The sequence below is a fragment of the Streptomyces sp. NPDC127098 genome (assembly GCF_042722465.1).
GTDB lineage: Bacteria > Actinomycetota > Actinomycetes > Streptomycetales > Streptomycetaceae > Streptomyces > Streptomyces millisiae.
Genome location: NZ_JBHXFJ010000031.1, coordinates 56500 through 72216 on the forward strand (window position 1 = coordinate 56500; position 15717 = coordinate 72216).

Consider the following 15717-nt stretch of genomic DNA (forward strand, 5'->3'; position numbering starts at 1 on the left):
TCAGCCTCAACGACACCACCATGCGGCTGCTGCTCGCCGCCGCCGTCCTGCTCCCGCTGCTCGGCGCGGGCGCCGCGCTGCTGCCCGCCCCACCCGGGCTGCGCGGTCGGGGCGGCCCCGAGCGGGACGTGCTGCGGCACGGCGTCACCGTCACCGGCGCCGTGCTCGTCCTGACGCTGCTGCTCGCCGCCGGCTTCGACCACGACCGGCCGGCCGACGTCCAGGCCGAGACCGACCTGAGCTGGATCCCGGCGCTCGACGTCCGGCTGCACCTCGGCGTCGACGGCATCTCCCTGCCGCTGCTCGTCCTCACCGCGCTGCTGACCTTCCTCTGCGCCCTCTACACCTACTTCCGGCCGCCCGCGGGCCGGGACACCCCGGGCCCGGTGCCGTTCGTCGCGCTGCTGCTCCTGCTGGAGGCCGGCACGCTCGCCACCTTCGCCGTCCTCGACCTGGTGCTGTTCTTCCTGGCCTTCGAGACGGTCCTGATCCCGATGTACTTCCTGATCGCCCGCTGGGGCGGCGCCGAACGTGCCGCCGCCGCCTGGAAGTTCATCCTCTACACGGTCGTCGGCTCGGTGGTGATGCTGCTCGGCCTGCTGCTGATCGGTCTGCGTGGTGGCACCTTCGACATGGTCGCCCTCGCCGAGGCCAACGGCGCAGGGCTGAGCCACACCACCCAGCTGCTCGCCGTGCTGGCCATCGGCCTCGGCCTCGCCGTCAAGACCCCCATGTGGCCGCTGCACAGCTGGCTGCCCGACGCGCACACGGCCGCCCCCACCGCCGGCTCGGTGCTGCTGGCCGGCGTGCTGCTGAAGATGGGCACCTACGGCCTGGTCAGGATCGCGCTGCCGATCGCCCCCGAGGGCATGCACACCTTCGCGCCCTACCTCGGCGCCTTCGCCGCCGCCGGCATCGTCTACGGCTCCCTCGCCTGCCTCGCCCTGGTGCGCCAGGGCGCGGGCGGCGACCTGAAGCGGCTCATCGCCTACTCCTCCGTCGGCCACATGGGCTTCGTGCTCCTCGGCATCGCCACCCTCACCCGCGGCGGCGTCAACGGCGCGCTGTTCGCCAACGTCGCCCACGGCCTGATCACCGGCCTGCTGTTCTTCCTCGTCGGCGCCCTCAAGGAACGCGTCGGCACCACCGACCTCGACCGGCTGACCGACGTGACGCTCTACGGGCGCGCCCCGCGCTTCGGCGGACTGCTCGCGTTCGCCGCCGTCGCCTCGCTCGGGCTGCCGGGCCTCGCCGGCTTCTGGGGCGAACTGCTCGCCATGCTCGGCGCCTACCACCCGGCCGACGGGCTCAGCCGGCCCGCGTTCCTCGTCTACCTGGTGTGCGCCGGGCTCGGCACCCTGCTGACCGCCGCCTACCTGCTGCTCGTGGTCCGCCGCGTCTGCATGGGGGACCGGGCCGACGAGCCGCTCACCGACCTGCGCGGCCCCGAGTACGCGGCGTTCGCCCCGCTCGCCGCCCTCACCCTGCTCGCCGGCCTGTGGCCGGCCGTCCTGCTCGACCTCACCGACCCCGCCGTCGCGGCCCTCCTGCCCGGAGTCGCCAGATGAACCTCACCCAGAACGTCGACTGGGCGGTCGTCGCGCCCCCGCTCATCGCCGCGGTGGCCGCCGTGGTGGTGCTCGTCGCCGACCTGTTCCTGCCGGCCGCCAGGCGCCCGCTGCTCGGCTGGCTGGCCGCCGGCGGCCTCGCGCTCGCCGCCGTCGCCCTGCTGCCGCTGCGCGACGGCGACCGGGCCACGTTCTGCCTCGCCGACGAGCCCGCGCTCTGCGCCTACGCCGCCGACCGCTTCGCCGTCATCGTCCAGCTGCTGGTGCTCGGCGGCGCGTTCCTCGTGGCCCTGCTCTCCGTCCCGGAGACCGCGGACGACGACGTCCCGGCCGGCGAGTTCTGGTTCCTGCTGCTCTCCTCCGCCGCCGGCGCCGCGCTGCTGCCGGCCGCCCGCGACCTGGCCACCCTCGTCATCGCGCTCGAGGTCACCACACTGCCCGCCTACGCCCTGGTCGGGCTGCGCCGCGGCAGCCGCACCGGGCCCGAGGCCGCGCTCAAGTTCTTCCTCACCTCGGTCACCGCCACCGCCGTCACCCTGCTCGGCGTCAGCTTCGTCTACGCCGCCGGCGGCAGCCTCTTCTTCGCCGACCTCGCCACCGCCCTGCCCGGCGGCGACCCCCAGCTCGCCACGCTGGCCGAGGCCGGGGTGGCGCTGACGCTCGTCGGCTTCGCCTTCAAGGCCGCCGCCGTCCCGTTCCACTTCTGGGTCCCCGAGACCTACGTCGGCGCGCCGCTGCCGGTCGCCGGCTACCTGTCCGTGGTCGGCAAGGCCGCCGGGCTCGCCGGCCTCGCCCTGGTGACCACCCTCGCCTTCCCCGGCTACGGCGACCTGTGGGGCCCGGCGCTCGGGCTGCTCGCCGGGCTCACCATGACCGTCGGCAACGTCGCCGCGCTGCGCACCGACCCCGCCGCGCCGCACAGCGCGATCCGGCTGCTCGCCTGGTCCTCGGTCGGCCAGGCCGGCTACCTGCTGGTGCCGCTCGCGGCCGCCGCCTACACCGACCGCGGCGAGGCGGTGGGCGCGACCGTCGCCTACGCGCTGATGTACGCCGCGGTCAACCTGGGCGCGTTCGCGGTGGCCGCCCAGGTGGCGCGCCGGCTCGACGACTACCGCGGCCTCTACGCCCGCCGGCCGCTGACCGCGCTCGCCCTCGCCTTCTTCCTGCTGTGCCTGGCCGGGCTGCCGCCGGGGGTGGTCGGCCTGTTCGCCAAGGTCGCGGTCTTCGAGGCCGCGGTGGACGCCGGCCTCGGGGTCCTCGCGGTGGTCATGGCGGTCAACGTGGCGATCGCGCTCTTCTACTACCTGCGCTGGACGGCGCTGCTCTTCCGCCCCGCCGAGGACCCGGCGGCCGCCCCGGCCACCGGGCCGACCTCGCTCACCACCGTGCCGCTGGCCGGTGCCGTGGGGCTCGCCGCCGCGGCGGCCCTGGCCTTCTCCGGCGCCCCCCAGCTGATCCTCACCTTCGTCTCGACCGGCCTGATCTAGCGCCGCCGGGTCCCCGGAACGTTCGCGCTCGGTAACAGCGGACCCGGCGAGGGAACGCACGTCCCGCGGATCGCGTTGTGCACTTCGGGAGTGTCCGCTGTTAGTGGAGAAACTCCGGCATCCGGTACATCCGGAACCCCCACCCCCGCGCGCGCAACAGGAGGGCACACCGTGCACCGCCGGCACAACGGTCTGAAAACCGCCGCCCTGCTCGGCGGCATGTCCGCGTTGATCCTGGTCATCGGGAGCTTCTTCGGCCGTGGCGGCCTGCTGATCGCGCTGGTGGTGGCCCTCGCCACCAACGGCTACGCCTACTGGAACAGCGACAAGCTCGCGCTGCGCGCCATGCGGGCCAGGCCCGTGAGCGAGTTCGAGGCGCCCAGGCTCTACCTCATGGTCCGCGAGCTGGCCGGGCAGGCCAGGCAGCCGATGCCCCGGCTCTACATCTCCCCGACCGAGGCGCCCAACGCCTTCGCCACCGGCCGCAACCCGCGCAACGCCGCCGTCTGCTGCACCGAGGGCATCCTGCGCCTGCTCGACGAGCGCGAGCTGCGCGGCGTCATCGGCCACGAGCTCAGCCACGTCTACAACCGCGACATCCTGATCTCCTCGGTCGCCGGGGCCATGGCCTCGGTGATCATGTTCCTGGTGAACATCGCCTGGTTCCTCCCCGTCGGGCGGGACGACGACGAGGGCGGCCCCGGCCTCGTCGGGATGCTGCTGGTGATGCTCCTCGGCCCGATCGCGGCCTCCCTCATCCAACTGGCGGTCAGCAGGTCACGCGAGTTCGAGGCGGACGCCTCGGGGGCCAGGCTCACCGGGGACCCGCTGGCGCTGGCCAGCGCGCTGCGCAAGCTGGAGGCGGGCACCCAGGCCCGACCGCTGCGCCCCGAGCCCCAGTTGGAGACGGCGAGCCATCTGATGATCGCCAACCCGTTCCGCCGCGGCGAGGGCCTGGCCAGGATGTTCGCCACCCACCCGCCGATGGCCGACCGCATCGAGCGCCTGGAACGCATGGCGGGCGGGCGCCGCTGAGATCATCCTGAGGGTGTGCGAACCATACTCAACATCATCTGGTTGATCTTCTCCGGACTGTGGATGGCGCTCGGCTACGCGCTCGCCGGCATCATCTGCTTCATCCTCATCGTCACGATCCCCTTCGGCATAGCCTGCTTCCGCATAGCGGGCTACGCGCTGTGGCCCTTCGGCTACCGCGTCACCGAGCGGCACGACGCGGGCCTGGCCTCCGGCGTGGGCAACGTGATCTGGCTGGTGGTCGCCGGCATCTGGCTCGCCCTCGGCCACATCCTGGCGGGCATCTCCTTCTGTGTGACGATCATCGGCATCCCGTTCGGCATCGCCCACTTCAAGATGGTGCCGGTGTCGCTGATGCCGCTCGGCCGGGAGATCGTGCCGACCGCCCAGACCTACCCGGGCTACCGCTGGAGCCAGCCGGGCTACAACACCTGACCAGGCACGAGTAGTGCTGGCACCACCCCCTCGGTAGTCCTGGCGCGTAGGGGAGGACGGCGGATATCTCAGGGGTCAGTCAGCCCCGGGACGGACGCGGCGCCTTCAACGCCCTGGTTACGCTCCGTGCATGTTGATCACGATCTCCCGAACCGCCGCCGCCCTGGCGACCGGCCTCGCCCTGGCGCTCGCCGCCCCGCTGCTGCCGACCGCCGCGGCCGCCCCCGCCACGTCGGCCGCCGACCAGGACCCGGCCCCCGTCCTCCGGCTGCCGAGCCCCACCGGTCCTTTCGCCGTCGGCCGGGACACGCTGCACCTGGTGGACCGGGACCGCACCGACCCGTGGGTCCCGGAGGCCGGCGCCCGCGAACTGCTGGTGTCGATGTACTACCCGGCCAGGTCGGGCACCGGCAGGACCGCGCCCTATCTGACCGCCGACGAGGCCCGGTTGCTGCTGGAGAGCCAGCACCTGGAGGGCGTCATAGCGCCCGAGGACGTCGCCGCCACCGGCATCACCGCCCGGGTGGGCGCGCGACCCGAGCGCGGCCGTCACCCCCTGGTGGTGCTCTCGCCCGGCTTCTCGCTGCCCCGCACCACCCTCACCCTGCTGGCCGAGGAGCTGGCCAGCCGCGGCTATGTGGTGGCCGCCGTCGACCACGCCTACGAGTCCGTCGGCACCCTCTTCCCCGGCGACCGGATGCTCACCTGCGTGGCCTGCGAGGCCGCCGACGACCTGTCGGTCGTCGCCGAGGGCCGGGCGGCCGACCTCTCCTTCGTGCTGGACCGGCTGACCGGGCCCCGACCGGCCTGGCGGTACGCCGGCCTGATCGACACCACCCGGATCGGCATGGCAGGACACTCCATCGGCGGCAACGCCACCGCCGTCACCATGGCGCGGGACCCGCGGGTGCGCGCCGGGGTCAACATGGACGGCACCTTCTTCGCCCCGGTGCCGGCCGAGGGCCTCGACGGGCGGCCGTTCATGATGCTCGGCACCGAGTCCCTGCACCACCCGGGCGGCGAGGACGAGTCCTGGGACGAGGGCTGGGCCCGGCTCGACGGCTGGCGCCGCTGGCTGACCGTGACCGGCTCCGGCCACTTCACCTTCATCGACCTGCCGGTGCTCGGCGGCCAACTCGGCATGACCGACCCCGAGGCGCCGCTCTCCGGAGAGCGCTCCGGCGAGATCACCAGGGACTACGTGGCCGCGTTCTTCGACGCCCACCTGCGGGGTCTGCCCGCGCCGCTGCTCGACGGGCCGACGGCGGCCAACCCCGAGGTGGTCTTCCAGGGCCGCTGAGCGGCCCGCGCCGCTACTCCGCGGCGGACGCGCGGCGGTTGCGCAGGTAACGCACCCCCTCGTGCACCACGGTGATCGCCAGCGCGAGGCCGAGCCCCAGCGCCACCCCGCGCAGCGGGTTGTGTTCGAAGGCGGCGCCGCCTATGTAGCCGATGCAGGCCGAGTAGATGGCCCAGCTCACGGCCGCGATCGCGTCGTAGCGCGAGAACCGGCCCAGCGGATAGCGGGTGGCGCCGGTGGTGAGCGTGGCGGCGGTGCGGCCGCCCGGAATGTAGCGGGCGATGACCAGCACCAGGCCGCCGCGCTTCTCCAACATGTCGCCGACGTGCTCGTAGGCCCGGTGCGTCCTGCTGCCGGGCTTGAGTTTGGAGAAGACCCGATCGCCCGACTTCCGGCCTATGAAGTAGGAGATGTGATCCCCGGTGAAGGCGCCCAGGGCCGCGACCAGGATGACGAGGAGCAGGTTGGGGTTGCCGTCGGCCGCCGCGAAGACCCCCAGGGTCACCACCAGGGTCTCGCTGGGCACCACGGGAAAGAAGCCGTCGAGTTTCGCGACGGCGAAGAGCGCCACGTACACCCAGGGGGTGGCGACAAACCCTTCGATGGCGTCGAGGATCGCATTATCCACGGGCCCAGCCTAGGCAATCGAACTGCCGACCAGGATCTGCCCTTCGTCAAGAGTGGACCTGACGATCGTCAGGTCCACCGCTCCTCGTCCGCCCCGCTCACAACCACCCGTTCCGCCGGAACCCCCGGTGGATCGCGTAGCAGGCGACCAGGATCACACCGATCACCAGCGGATAGCCGAAGCGCCAGTGCAGCTCCGGCATGTGGTCGAAGTTCATCCCGTACACGCCGCAGACCATCGTCGGCACCGCGAGGATCGCCGCCCACGCGGTGATCTTCCGCATGTCCTCGTTCTGCGCCACCGTGACCTGCGCCAGGTTGGCCTGGAGGATCGAGTCGATCAGCATGTCGTAGCCGTTGACCTGCTCCGTCACCCGCGACAGGTGGTCCGCCACGTCACGGAAGTAGCGCCTGATCTCCGCGTCCACCGTCGGCAGCTCCTTCTCGGCCAGCGTCCGCAGCGGCCCGTCGAGCGGCGCCACCGCCCGCCTCAGCTCCAACAGCTCCCGCTTCAGCTGGTAGATCTGCCCGGGGTTCGCGCCCCGCCCCCGGGAGTCGGAGAACACGGCCGACTCGATCTCGTCCACGTCGTCCCGCACCGCGGCCACGACGTCGAGATAGTGGTCCACCACCTGGTCCGCGATGGCGTGCAGCACGGCCGAAGGCCCCTTCGCCAACTGCTCGGGCGTCGCCTCCAGGTCCTCCCGCAGCGGCCCCAGCGAGCCGTGCCCGCCGTGCCGGACCGTGATCACGAAGTCAGGACCGGTGAAGACCATGATCTCGCCGGTCTCCACCACCTCGCTGCTGTCGGTGAGTTCGGCGTGCTCGACGTACCGCACGGTCTTGAGCACCGCGAAGAGCGTGTCGTCGTACCGCTCGAGCTTGGGCCGCTGGTGCGCGTGCACGGCGTCCTCGACGGCCAGCGGGTGCAGCCCGAACAGGTCGGCGACCTCCGCGAACTCCGCCTCCGACGGCTCGTGCAGGCCGATCCACACGAACCCGCCCCGCCACCCGCGCGCCCGCGCTATCGCCTCCCGCGCGCTGAACCGCCCCGACCTGCGCACCCCGTCCCGGTACACCGCGCAGTTCACCACCGCGCTCCCGAGCGGCGCCCTGGCCCGGTGGCTCAGGTCCACCTTCGCGCCGTCCCCCACGGCACCCCGCCGAGCCCGCCGCAGGACCCCACCGATGCCACGCATCACCGGTAGTTGACGAACTGCACCGCGAAGTCGAAGTCCCTCTCCCGCACGAGCCGCTGCACCTCCTGCAGCGCGTCCCTGCTCTTGGAACTGACCCGCAGCTCGTCGCCCTGGACCTGGGCCTTGACCCCCTTGGGCCCCTCGTCCCTGATCAGCTTGGCCACCTTCTTGGCGTCGTCCGTCGAGATGCCCTCCTTGATCGTGGAGTACAGCCGGTACTCCTTCCCCGAGGCCTGCGGCTCGCCCGAGTCCAGCGCCTTCAGCGAGATCCCGCGCTTGACGAGCTTGGTCTGGAAGATGTCCAACACCGCCTTCGCCCGCTCCTCGGCGTTGGCCTTGATCTCGATCCGCTCCCCCGACCAGGCGATCGAGGCCCCGACCCCGCGGAAGTCATACCGCTGCGAGATCTCCTTGGCCGCCTGGTTGAGTGCGTTGTCGACCTCCTGCCGGTCGACCTTCGAGACGATGTCGAAACTGGAGTCGGCCATGGTGGTAAGGCTCCTCGGATCTGTCACATCAGGCGTGGTCGCCGCACAGCCTAGCCACCCGGCTACCCGGATCCACCGGCCCCAACCGGGTGGCGGACCACCCCGGGGCATCGGGTATCGTTTACCCCGTCGCAAGGCGGTGTGCCCGAGTGGCCAAAGGGAGCAGACTGTAAATCTGCCGGCTCAGCCTACCCAGGTTCGAACCCTGGCGCCGCCACAGCGCAGAGGCAGCCCTCTGACCAGCGAAAAAGCAGGGTCGGGGGGCTGTTTCGCTGCCTCGGATCACTGCTCTCGAACGAGAATCGAAACACGGCCTTTGCTGCTCTCTGTCTCGTGTCCTTCCCGACCTGGGCTGGTTTCCGTTCCCCAGGTGTCCCCCAGAGGGTCGGCTCTACGGCTGGCTGGCGGCGTCGCTCGTTGGGAGGCAAACCAGCCGATGAACGGTGTAGGTGGGACGAGGCCCTACCGGGTCAGGGCGGCTATGGCGGCTAGCAGGTCTTCTGGATTCCGCAGGTCGGGCAGGACGAGGTCGGCGCCAGCCTGCCTGAGCTCGGGGCCGGAGGTCTTGCCGCTTGCTACGCCGATCACCAGCGCGCCGCCCTCCAGCCCGGTGCGCACATCCTCCAGCGAGTCTCCGACGATGACGGTGTTGGAGCGGGCGAACCCGAGGCTGTGCTTCTCCAGTGCGCGTTTCTGGGCGATGCCGACGAGCGCGGGGCGGTGCGGGTCGTCCGAGGCGAAACCTCCGATGTCGAGGTCGAGGTAGGAGTCGAGCGAGAAGGCGCGGAGTTTGATTTCGGCGTTCGGCTTGAGGTTCCCCGTGACCACCGTCGGGACCAAGACAGGTGTCTGGTGCACGGCTGCAAGTGACTCCGCCGCGCCCGGCAGCACTGCGCCACTGAGCTTCATCTCTGCGATGTGCGCGGCGAGGAGCTGAGGGAGGAGTTCCACCATCCTGGGCAGCAGTCGTGGGATGTCCCGCTCGAGCACGCCGTTGTCCAGGAGGAGTGTGCGGATGGCCAGAGGCATGGTCACCCCGGTGCCCCGTTGGGGAAGCTTCTCAGGGAAGCGGCCGACGACCTGGTGGAAGGTCTCGCGGTAGACCTGTCGGTCGGTGTCGCCGACGTACAGGAGGGTACGGTCGATGTCCCACAGGACGAGTACGGCCTCGGCCACGGTCAGGGCTCCGTCCGTATCACGGTGGCGGCCCGCTCGGTGAGGTCCGAGGCGTGGGTGGCGTGGCCGGCCGTGGCGAGTTCGTCGGCGAACTCCCGTACGTGTTCGTTGAGTCGGGCGGACAGGAGCTGCTCGGCTCGTGACAGGGCGTCGTGCGCCGTGGCGCAGGCTGCCTCGATGTCCCCCATGCGCAGGTGGGCGGTGGCGGCGCGGGTGAGGAACTGGGCCCGGGTTCGCAACTCGGTGGGGTTGATCGTTGCCTCGGCGGCCGTGAGGCTTTCGATGGCGCGTGCGTGGTCGCCCAGGTCCAGGTGGCAGCTTCCCGCCTGTCCTCGGATTTCGCCTTCGCTGATCCAGTACAGCCAGTGGGGATCGTTCTCGGAGCGGCCACCGGCGCACAGCTCCGCGGCTTGGCCCAGTGCGCGGCGGGCGGCTCGCTCTTCTCCGAGTTTCGCGTGTCCGCGTGCTTGACGGGTCAGGAGCATGGCGTGCAGGGCGGACGTGTTCAACATCTTGGTCTTCTCGCGGGCCGAGCGGGCGGCCGAGACGGCGTCTCGGGGATTGCCGGTGGAGTAGCCGTGGATGGCCAGGTATGAGAGAGCTGCCGCTCCCAGGCGGGGATCGCTGGACGCGTGCGCGGCTCGCAGGGCGGCCAGGAGGTAGTGCTGTGCCACCGCGTGCTGGCCGGAGTCGAAGTAGAACCAGCCGGTCTGGGCGGCGGTGTCAGCGGCGATGCCGGCCAGCCGACGACCGACCGCTTCGCTGTAGGAGCTGTTCTTCAGGAGCGATACGACCAGCGTCAGGTGGGCTTTGCCGAGCTCGGCGAGACTACCGCTTCCGGCGCTGGCATCCATCGTCCGCAAATGGTCAATGGTGCCCTGGAGTTGCTGCGCGAGTCCCTCGGTGACCCTGCTGCCCTTCTGCGCCCGCGCCAGCGGCTCGGCTTCGGCCATGCCCCAGTGATGCACGTAGGCGGTCAAGGCCATCCCGCTGACGGCAAGGAACTTCCGGCGCTCCACAGGCTCACTTCCCACCACATCGCTCAGGGCAGCCACCATACGGGCCGCTGTCCACGGCAAGACGGGGTCCTCAAGGCCGGTCAGAGCTGTTGGGCTGACCGGCATCGCGCCCGGTGAGCGTCGCGGTACGGGTAACCGCAGCAGTTCGTCGGGGACACCGAGACCGACGAGGAAGCCGATGACCTTGTCGATGTTGGTGAGCCGGCGGGTGCCTGCCTCGAGCATCGACAGGTACGCCTGACTGAGCCCGGTCAAGGCCGCCATGTCCGCTTGCCGAAGGGAGGAGCGCTGGCGGATCAGGCGGCTTGCCAGACCGAAGTCCCAGGCCCCCAGGGCGCTCCGCACGTCTGGCGCCCGCCACACTCGGTCGGGGACGGTGGGGGCCGGGGGAGCGGTGCTGAAGGACGTCCTCGTGCAGGCCGAGCATCGGTCGGCATCGTTGTAGCGGCTGAGTTGACAGCCGCATCGCGCACATCGTCGTTCGCCCGCTACGACCATCCTTACCTCCCGCCGGCCTGGCGATGAACAGGCTGGCCCGGCCCCGAACGGCTGGATATCACGCCAGTGATATCACGGTCCGGATGTGCGAGAAGCCCAATCGCCGGACACGCTAAGTGAGTTACGCAGCAGCGGCGTCGCCCGAGTGGTGTCCGAAGAGACCCCCGCCGGGGCTGTCCGTGCTGTGCCGTGCGGCCCTGAGCGGGCACCACCACAACCTTCCAGCGATACAGAGGAGTTGGCATGACCCGAGTCATCGAAGCACCGAGCAGCACTCAGGTGGTCCAGCGGACGACGGGGGCGTCGGACGGCTTCGACCTGGACGTCTCCCTGGTGGAGGTCGCCGACCCGGCGGGCCTGGTCAACCTGACCGACGACGGGTGCGGCAGCACCTGCGGCGCCTGCGTCACCAACGTGGCGTGACCTGACGGTTCATACCTCGACGGGCCGGTGTCGTCACGCCCTTCGGTGTGACGGCATCGGTCGCCGATTCCTTCGCCTTACGGAGGTAGTGGTGGCTGCTCCGCTCCCATCGTTCCGGACCGGCAGGACTGCCCTGGTCCGAGCCGTGGCCCGGCCGGCACAGTCGTGGCCTGCCTTCCCTGACCTCGACGATCGCTCTCCAGACGGGGCGGCCGCCTGCGTCGCGTGGTTGCGCGCGGTCTGCTCGGACGAAGACCTTGCTGAGGCCTTGGAACACGCGAGCCCGGTCCTGGGCGCGCGGGTGCGTGCCGTGTGCACGTCCGAGAAGCCGCGTTGGCGGGACGTGCGGCGTGCGGCACTGTCCGTGGCCCGCTATCTGCTGCGCGCCGAGCACCGGGCGACACCCTTCGGCCTGTTCGCCGGTGTGACCGCCGCCGAGTTCGGGGACCGGGCGAGCGTTGGCTGGGGCGGGAAGCACGTGGCCGTCGTCCGTGCGGGAGCGGAGTGGCTTGCCGCCGTCGTCGGCCGGCTGGAGTCGTGCCTCGACCTCCTCGAACGGTTGCCCGTGGTCGTCAACAACACCGTGACAAGCCGCGGTGATCGGCTCATCGTGCCGTTCCAACCCCACATGCAGGACGAGCGGACGCGCGCGGTGGAGGCGTCCCTGGCCCAGACCGAACCCGTGCGCGCGGTCCTCGACGCCTCCCGGGCTCCGATCCGGTTCGGCGCGCTCGCGGACAAGCTCCGGGCGGAGTTCCCTGCGGCCGGGGCGGAGAAGGTGCCCCAACTGCTGGTGGAGCTGATCCGGCGGCGGGTGCTGATCACGAGTCTGCACGCGCCGAGCACCGAGACTGACGCCCTGGGGTACCTGCTCGGGCAGCTCGACGAGGTCGATGCCGGGGCCCTCGTCGAGGTCGCGGAGACAGTGCGCGAACTGCGGGCGGTGCACACCGGCCTGGGGAAGTGCGCCACGCGCGGCGGCCGAGACCGGGTCGCCGCGCGGATGTGGAGTCTCGTGCCTGGGCTGCGTCGCCACCCTCTCGCGCTCGACCTGCGCCTGGACGCCCACCTCGTCCTGCCTGAGGCGGTCGCCCGCGAGGTCGAGCGCGCCGCCCTGGTCCTGGCCCGTGTTTGCGCCCGCCCGTACGGCACCCCGGCGTGGGGCGCCTACCACCAGCGGTTCTACGAGCGGTACGGCATCGGCACGATGGTGCCGCTCCCAGAGGTCGTGGCCGACAGCGGCACCGGATATCCCGACGGCTACCCGGGCGCGCCGGCCGGCACGCGACGGCCTCGCGTCTCCGCCCGGGACGACGTTCTCCTACGGCTGGCGCAGGCCGCCGCGCTCGACGGCCGCGATGAGGTGGTCCTCACCGACGAGCTGATCGCCGCCCTGGACGTGGGGCCCGACGAGCCCCGGGTGCCGCCGCACCTGGAAGTCGGGGTGCGGGTGCACGCGGTCGGTCTGGAGGAACTGCGTCGCGGCCGGTTCCGGCTGGAGGTCGTTAGCGTGTCCCGTGGCGCCGGTGTCGCCACGGGCCGCTTCCTGAACGTGCTCGCCCTCGAAGAGCGCAGAGCCCTGGCCTCGGAGCTGGCGGACCTGCCAGCCGCGGACAGCGACACCGCGCCAGTACAGCTCTCCTTCCCGCCGCTTCTGCCCGAGAGCGCCCACGTCACCCGCACCCCGCAGATCCTGCCCACGGTGCTCAGCCTCCAGGAACACCACGCCTCAGCGAACGGCGTCCTCACCCCCGCTGACCTGGCGGTGGGGTGCGACGGCCGCCGCATGTACCTGGCCGTCCCGGAACGAGGGCACCGGGTGGAGGGCATCGTGACGCACGCGTTGAACCTCAGGACACACACTCCGCCATTGGCGCGGTTCCTCACCGAGCTGTCCCGCGCCCAGTGCGCACAGGTCACCGTCTTCGACTGGGGCGCCGCGGCGGCCATGCCGTTCCTGCCGCGCCTGAGCTACGGTCGCACGGTTCTGGTCCCAGCACGCTGGCGGCTGGAGGCGACCGAGCTGCCACCCCCCACCTGCCCCCGGGCCGAGTGGGACTCCGCCCTCACCGACTGGCGATCCCGGCGGCGGCTGCCACGGCGAGTCTGCCTCGCGGAGGACGACCGGCGCCTCTTCCTCGACCTCGACCAGGCCGGCCACCGGACGCTCCTGCGCCAGCACCTCGACCGCGCGGGCACGGCCGTCCTCGTGGAGGCCCCGGAGCCCGAGGCGTACGGCTGGTGCGACGGCCGCCCGCACGAGGTGATCGTGCCGCTGAAGGCGGCCCGGCCACCGGCGTGGCCGCCCCTGCCCGCCCCCACCCCGGCCCGCGCCCTGGCCACGACCCAGACACAGAGCCCCGCCACTTCCACGGTGCTCCTGGCTGCCCTCTACGGCGACCCGCGCCGCCAGGACGCGGTGCTCGCACAGCGCTTGCCTGGTCTCCTCCAGCGGCTTGGCACGCCGCCGTGGTGGTTCGTCCGCTTCCGGGACCCCGCCCAGCACCTCCGTCTGCGCATCGCTCTGCCAACACCGGATGCCTTCGCCGAAACGGCCCGCACGGTGAGCGCATGGGCCGACACGTTGCGCGAACTCGGCCTGCTGGCCGATCTGCGCTACCCCACCTCCTACCGCGAGATGGGCCGCTGGGGCTCCGGCGCTGCATGGGAGGCGGCCGAGGAGGTGTTCCGGGCGGACTCGCGCGCCGTCCTCGCCCAACTCACGCAGCACCAACGCCCGAACCAGCGGGCGTTGGTGGCCGCTCACACCGTCGCCATCACCTCCGCGTTCCTCGGCAGCAGCGAAGCAGCGATGCGGTGGCTGACCGAGCACACCCCGCCCACCGCCCCCGAACCCGTTCCGCGCTCGCAGTTCGCCGAGGCCGTACGGCTCGCCGACCCGTCCAACGACTGGGCCGCGTTGCGTGAAGTGCCGGGTGGGAACGCCATCGTGTCGGAATGGGCCGACCGGGACACCGCGCTCGCCGCCTATCGGCTGCACCTGCCGGGCCCGGACACCCAGGGCATCGCCATCGACGACGTCCTCACCTCCCTGCTCCACGTGCACTTCGTGCGGCACGTCGCCGTGAACTTCCCGGAGGAAGAGGTGTGCCTGTACCTGGCGCGGGCCGCCGCCCTCGCCTGGATCGCCCGCACCAGCGGGAGGAGGTCGTGAGCCGACACCCCGCGCTCGACCTGGCCGCCGCCGTCGCCGCCCAACTGGCCGACCCCGACACGGCGCATTACGGGACCCAGGCCGCGTCCTCGGATCGGCAGCACCTCGCCTACGGACCTCCGGGAATCGCGCTCCTGCACATCGAGCTGGCCGCGAACGGCATCGGCCCGTGGCACCGTGTCCACGACTGGCTCGCCGCCACTGCACGGCAGCCGATCACCAGCGGCTCCGACAGCCACCCCTTCTACGGGGCGCCCGCTTTCGCCCACGCCCTGGCTTGCGCCGCCGCCCACCTCCCCGGCTCCTATCAGCGTGCCCTGAACATAACGGACCATCAGGTCGCTGCCGACGCTAGGCGACGTCTCGACGCCGCACACCGTCGCATCAACACCGGGCATCTGCCACGGCTCGCCGAGTTCGACGCGATCAGGGGCCTCACCGGATACGGCGCCTACCTCCTGCGCCGTGACTCCGGAAGCCCCATCGTGCGCGCCGTCCTCGACTACTGCGTTCGCCTCACCGAGCCCATCACCCACCATGGCGAGATCCTGCCGGGTTGGTGGACAGAAACGGGACCCTCGGGCCGGCCGGACGGCCGGTTTCCCGGCGGCCACGCCAACATGGGCATGGCGCACGGCATTGGCGGTGTGCTCGCCCTCCTCGCTCTCGCCGCCCGGAAAGGCGTCCTCGTCGACCGGCACCACGCAGCGCTGCGCACCATCCTGGCCTGGACGGACAACTGGCGCGAGGAGACCAGTAGCGGACCGGCCTGGCCGTACTGGCTTACCCGAGGCGAGCTGTGCAACGGACGGCTCGTCCCCTCCGCGCCCCGACGGCCGACTTGGTGCTATGGCACCGCCGGCCTCGCCCGCGCCCATCAACTTGCCGCGATCGCCCTCGGCGACACCGCCCGCCAAATCGACGCGGAGAACGCGCTCGTGGCCGCCCTCACCGATCCAGGCCAGCTCAGGGCCACCACGGACAATGGCCTGTGCCACGGCTTCGCCGGCCTCGCCCACCTCGCCACCCGCACAGCCGACGACGCTCACCCCGCAACCGTGGACCGGCTCCGCGCCACCATTCCGGCACTCATGGCCGCGGTGCATCCGCCCGGCGCCGATCCCACGCACACCGCCGCAGCACTCGTTCGAGACGAGGCACAGGGCCCAGGTCTGCTCGACGGAGCCGCCGGAACAGCCCTGGCCCTTCTCGCACCCGCCATCGCCGCACCGCCACTCTCCGCCTGGGACACCTGCCTGCTCATCGCCTGAACCATCGACCTAAGGA

The 15717-nt window shown here is 71.6% G+C and carries 13 protein-coding genes and 1 tRNA gene; 9 read left to right on the plus strand and 5 right to left on the minus strand.

Going from position 1 to position 15717, the window contains the following annotated elements; translation table 11 throughout:
• Positions 1-20 precede the first annotated feature (20 nt).
• The 5 genes from ACFWI8_RS20440 (at position 21) to ACFWI8_RS20460 (ending at position 5825) form a co-directional block, all read left to right on the plus strand.
• Entirely contained in the window at positions 21-1568 is a 1548-nt protein-coding gene (locus tag ACFWI8_RS20440; RefSeq protein ID WP_387093429.1) for a NuoM family protein, read from the plus strand.
• Complete coding sequence (locus ACFWI8_RS20445) at positions 1565-3055, plus strand: NADH-quinone oxidoreductase subunit N (RefSeq protein ID WP_387093365.1); 1491 nt, start codon at positions 1565-1567, stop codon at positions 3053-3055. Before ACFWI8_RS20440 ends, ACFWI8_RS20445 begins: the two co-directional genes overlap by 4 nt.
• A gap of 171 nt (positions 3056-3226) precedes the next feature.
• Positions 3227-4090: a zinc metalloprotease HtpX gene (gene htpX / locus ACFWI8_RS20450; protein ID WP_387093367.1), complete on the plus strand. Its 864-nt coding sequence runs from the start codon at positions 3227-3229 to the stop codon at positions 4088-4090.
• A gap of 15 nt (positions 4091-4105) precedes the next feature.
• Positions 4106-4525, plus strand: a complete 420-nt coding sequence (locus ACFWI8_RS20455) for a YccF domain-containing protein (protein WP_387093370.1) — start codon at positions 4106-4108, stop codon at positions 4523-4525.
• Positions 4526-4655: 130 nt separating this feature from the next.
• The gene (locus tag ACFWI8_RS20460) at positions 4656-5825 is read left to right on the plus strand and encodes an alpha/beta hydrolase family protein (RefSeq protein ID WP_387093373.1); all 1170 of its coding nucleotides are present in this window, start codon (positions 4656-4658) and stop codon (positions 5823-5825) included.
• A gap of 13 nt (positions 5826-5838) precedes the next feature.
• Here the strand turns inward: ACFWI8_RS20460 and ACFWI8_RS20465 are convergent, their stop codons facing one another.
• From ACFWI8_RS20465 to ACFWI8_RS20475, 3 genes are all read right to left on the minus strand, one after another.
• Positions 5839-6453, minus strand: a complete 615-nt coding sequence (locus ACFWI8_RS20465; RefSeq protein ID WP_387093376.1) for a DedA family protein — start codon at positions 6451-6453, stop codon at positions 5839-5841.
• Positions 6454-6550: 97 nt separating this feature from the next.
• Positions 6551-7651 carry a magnesium/cobalt transporter CorA gene (corA, locus tag ACFWI8_RS20470; protein WP_387093378.1) on the minus strand — a complete coding sequence of 367 codons (1101 nt, stop codon included), beginning with the start codon at positions 7649-7651 and terminating at the stop codon, positions 6551-6553.
• On the minus strand, positions 7651-8139 hold the full coding sequence (locus tag ACFWI8_RS20475) for a YajQ family cyclic di-GMP-binding protein (protein ID WP_387093381.1): 489 nt from the start codon (positions 8137-8139) through the stop codon (positions 7651-7653). The genes corA and ACFWI8_RS20475 overlap by 1 nt, the downstream gene beginning before the upstream one ends.
• Before the next feature lie 135 nt (positions 8140-8274).
• Here ACFWI8_RS20475 and ACFWI8_RS20480 point away from each other — a divergent pair.
• Positions 8275-8356 (plus strand) — tRNA-Tyr (locus tag ACFWI8_RS20480).
• A 245-nt stretch (positions 8357-8601) separates the two neighbouring features.
• On the opposite strand, the gene ACFWI8_RS20485 is transcribed toward ACFWI8_RS20480, so the two are convergent.
• Together ACFWI8_RS20485 and ACFWI8_RS20490 are read right to left on the minus strand one after the other, a co-directional pair.
• Positions 8602-9321, minus strand: a complete 720-nt coding sequence (locus tag ACFWI8_RS20485) for an HAD family hydrolase (protein WP_387093431.1) — start codon at positions 9319-9321, stop codon at positions 8602-8604.
• Positions 9318-10679: a helix-turn-helix domain-containing protein gene (locus ACFWI8_RS20490; RefSeq protein ID WP_387093383.1), complete on the minus strand. Its 1362-nt coding sequence runs from the start codon at positions 10677-10679 to the stop codon at positions 9318-9320. Before ACFWI8_RS20490 ends, ACFWI8_RS20485 begins: the two co-directional genes overlap by 4 nt.
• 396 nt (positions 10680-11075) lie before the next feature.
• Between ACFWI8_RS20490 and ACFWI8_RS20495 the strand changes: the two genes are divergently transcribed.
• From ACFWI8_RS20495 to ACFWI8_RS20505, 3 genes are all read left to right on the plus strand, one after another.
• Positions 11076-11255 carry an FxLD family lanthipeptide gene (locus ACFWI8_RS20495; protein WP_387093386.1) on the plus strand — a complete coding sequence of 60 codons (180 nt, stop codon included), beginning with the start codon at positions 11076-11078 and terminating at the stop codon, positions 11253-11255.
• Between the two features lie 229 nt (positions 11256-11484).
• Positions 11485-14430 carry a lantibiotic dehydratase gene (locus tag ACFWI8_RS20500; protein ID WP_387093388.1) on the plus strand — a complete coding sequence of 982 codons (2946 nt, stop codon included), beginning with the start codon at positions 11485-11487 and terminating at the stop codon, positions 14428-14430.
• A complete protein-coding gene (locus ACFWI8_RS20505; protein ID WP_387093391.1) occupies positions 14427-15701 on the plus strand; it encodes a lanthionine synthetase C family protein in 1275 nt (424 codons plus the stop codon). Before ACFWI8_RS20500 ends, ACFWI8_RS20505 begins: the two co-directional genes overlap by 4 nt.
• Positions 15702-15717 lie beyond the last annotated feature (16 nt).

Excerpts from the sequence above, each read along its gene's own strand:
- ACFWI8_RS20440 (WP_387093429.1), top strand. The coding sequence starts at position 21 with ATGCGGCTGCTGCTCGCCGCCGCCGTCCTGCTCCCGCTGCTCGGCGCG.
- ACFWI8_RS20445 (WP_387093365.1), top strand. The coding sequence starts at position 1,565 with ATGAACCTCACCCAGAACGTCGACTGGGCGGTCGTCGCGCCCCCGCTC.
- ACFWI8_RS20460 (WP_387093373.1), top strand. The coding sequence starts at position 4,656 with ATGTTGATCACGATCTCCCGAACCGCCGCCGCCCTGGCGACCGGCCTC.
- corA (WP_387093378.1), bottom strand. The coding sequence starts at position 7,651 with ATGCGTGGCATCGGTGGGGTCCTGCGGCGGGCTCGGCGGGGTGCCGTG.
- ACFWI8_RS20475 (WP_387093381.1), bottom strand. The coding sequence starts at position 8,139 with ATGGCCGACTCCAGTTTCGACATCGTCTCGAAGGTCGACCGGCAGGAG.
- ACFWI8_RS20495 (WP_387093386.1), top strand. The coding sequence starts at position 11,076 with ATGACCCGAGTCATCGAAGCACCGAGCAGCACTCAGGTGGTCCAGCGG.